The organism is Nonomuraea maheshkhaliensis (assembly GCF_039529435.1).
GTDB lineage: Bacteria > Actinomycetota > Actinomycetes > Streptosporangiales > Streptosporangiaceae > Nonomuraea > Nonomuraea maheshkhaliensis.
Genome location: NZ_BAAAMU010000258.1, coordinates 1 through 2952 on the forward strand (window position 1 = coordinate 1; position 2952 = coordinate 2952).

Below are 2952 nucleotides of genomic sequence, written 5' to 3' on the forward strand. Positions count from 1 at the left end.
AAAGATTGTCCGGCGGTGACCTACTCTCCCACACCCTCCCGAGTGCAGTACCATCGGCGCTGAGAAGCTTAACTTCCGGGTTCGGAATGTAACCGGGTGTTTCCTTCCCGCCATAACCGCCGTAACCCTCCGAAACACACAAACATCACTGTTTGCTGTCTCAGAATTGCCTAGTGGACGCGAGCAAGAATTTCTGCCTTCAGCAGGTGCGGCGCAGCTCTGGACCCGGCGAAGAGTAACAGAACGCAGCACACACACGCACAAAGCCAGAAAGATGCTTTGTGGTCAAGTCCTCGGCCTATTAGTACCGGTCAGCTCCACACGTTACCGTGCTTCCACCTCCGGCCTATCAACCCGGTCGTCTACCGGGAGCCTTACCCCCTCACAGGGTGGGAGACCTCATCTCAAGGCGAGCTTCCCGCTTAGATGCTTTCAGCGGTTATCCCTTCCGAACGTAGCCAACCAGCCGTGCACCTGGCGGTACAACTGGCACACCAGAGGTTCGTCCGTCCCGGTCCTCTCGTACTAGGGACAGCCCCTTTCAAGTCTCCTGCGCGCGCAGCGGATAGGGACCGAACTGTCTCGCGACGTTCTAAACCCAGCTCGCGTACCGCTTTAATGGGCGAACAGCCCAACCCTTGGGACCTACTCCAGCCCCAGGATGCGACGAGCCGACATCGAGGTGCCAAACCATCCCGTCGATATGGACTCTTGGGGAAGATCAGCCTGTTATCCCCGGGGTACCTTTTAGCCGTTGAGCGACACCGCTTCCACACGCCGATGCCGGATCACTAGTCCCAGCTTTCGCTCCTGCTCGACCCGTCAGTCTCACAGTCAAGCTCCCTTGTGCACTTACACTCAACACCTGATTGCCAACCAGGCTGAGGGAACCTTTGGGCGCCTCCGTTACCCTTTAGGAGGCAACCGCCCCAGTTAAACTACCCACCAGACACTGTCCCCGATCCGGATCACGGACCAGAGTTAGACGTTCAAAACGACCAGAGTGGTATTTCACCAATGACTCCACCCGAACTAGCGTCCGAGCTTCCCAGTCTCCCACCTATCCTACACAAGACGCTCCAAACGCCAATGTCAAGCTGTAGTGAAGGTCCCGGGGTCTTTCCGTCCTGCTGCGCGTAACGAGCATCTTTACTCGTAGTGCAATTTCGCCGGGTCTGCGGTTGAGACAGCGGGGAAGTCGTTACGCCATTCGTGCAGGTCGGAACTTACCCGACAAGGAATTTCGCTACCTTAGGATGGTTATAGTTACCACCGCCGTTTACCGGCGCTTAAGTTCTCACCTTCGCCCAGCCGAAGCTGAACTAAGCGGTCCCCTTAACGTTCCGGCACCGGGCAGGCGTCAGTCCGTATACATCGTCTTACGACTTCGCACGGACCTGTGTTTTTAGTAAACAGTCGCTTCCCCCTGGCCACTGCGGCCCCCACCAGCTCCCACCGCAAGGATGTTCACCAGCAGAGGCCCCCCTTCTCCCGAAGTTACGGGGGCAATTTGCCGAGTTCCTTAACCACAGTTCACCCGATCGCCTTAGTATTCTCTACCTGACCACCTGAGTCGGTTTAGGGTACGGGCCGCCACAACACTCACTAGAGGCTTTTCTCGGCAGCATAGGATCATCCACTTCACCACAATCGGCTCGGCATCACATCTCAGGCTTAAGGAACGCGGATTTACCTACGTTCCGCCCTACATGCTTACCCCAGGTCAACCATCGCCTGGGCTGGACTACCTTCCTGCGTCACCCCATCGCTTACCTACTACCCGATCGGACCGAGCGTTCACTCTGACGGCCGTCCCGAAGGACAGCCCGAGCTAAGGACTCTTAGCATCACGAGGTTCAGTATGGGCGCATTGAAGCGGGTACGGGAATATCAACCCGTTGTCCATCGACTACGCCTGTCGGCCTCGCCTTAGGTCCCGACTTACCCTGGGCGGATTAGCCTGGCCCAGGAACCCTTGGTCATCCGGCGCGAGGGTTTCTCACCCTCGATTCGCTACTCATGCCTGCATTCTCACTCGCACAGCCTCCACAACTAGATCACTCTGCTGCTTCGCCGGCTGCACGACGCTCCCCTACCCACCAACAAGCCCCGAAGGACCCATCAGTGCCACGACTTCGGCGGTGTACTTGAGCCCCGCTACATTGTCGGCGCGGAATCACTTGACCAGTGAGCTATTACGCACTCTTTCAAGGGTGGCTGCTTCTAAGCCAACCTCCTGGTTGTCTCTGCGACTCCACATCCTTTCCCACTTAGCACACGCTTAGGGGCCTTAGTCGGTGATCTGGGCTGTTTCCCTCTCGACTACGAACCTTATCGCCCGCAGTCTCACTGCCACGCTCTCACTTACCGGCATTCGGAGTTTGGCTGACGTCAGTAACCTTGTCGGGCCCATTAGCCATCCAGTGCTCTACCTCCGGCAAGAAACACGCAACGCTGCACCTAAATGCATTTCGGGGAGAACCAGCTATCACGGAGTTTGATTGGCCTTTCACCCCTACACACAGATCATCCCCCAGGTTTTCAACCCTGGTGGGTTCGGTCCTCCACCCAGTCTTACCTGAGCTTCAACCTGCCCATGCGTAGATCACTCCGCTTCGGGTCTACAGCATGCGACTCAAACGCCCTCTTCAGACTCGCTTTCGCTACGGCTCCCCCACACGGGTTAACCTCGCCACACACCATAACTCGCAGGCTCATTCTTCAAAAGGCACGCAGTCACATCACACAAGGACCGAAATCCTTGTAAGCTCCTACGGCTTGTAGGCACACGGTTTCAGGTACTATTTCACGACCCCTCACCGGGGCACTTTTCACCTTTCCCTCACGGTACTCGTGCACTATCGGTCATCAGGGAGTATTTAGGCTTACCAGGTGGTCCTGGCAGATTCACACAGGATTTCTCGGGCCCCGTGCTACTTGGGATCCCCTCCA

At 56.9% G+C, this 2952-nt stretch carries 1 rRNA gene and 1 other annotated feature (1 of these 2 only partly in view); the gene reads right to left on the minus strand.

Annotated elements, in window-relative coordinates:
- Positions 1-7 precede the first annotated feature (7 nt).
- Positions 8-124, minus strand: a 5S ribosomal RNA gene (rrf, locus tag ABFX54_RS55940).
- Between the two features lie 158 nt (positions 125-282).
- Positions 283-2952 (minus strand) — a sequence feature (most likely nonfunctional fraction of RNA operon) (it continues 1691 nt past the right edge of the window).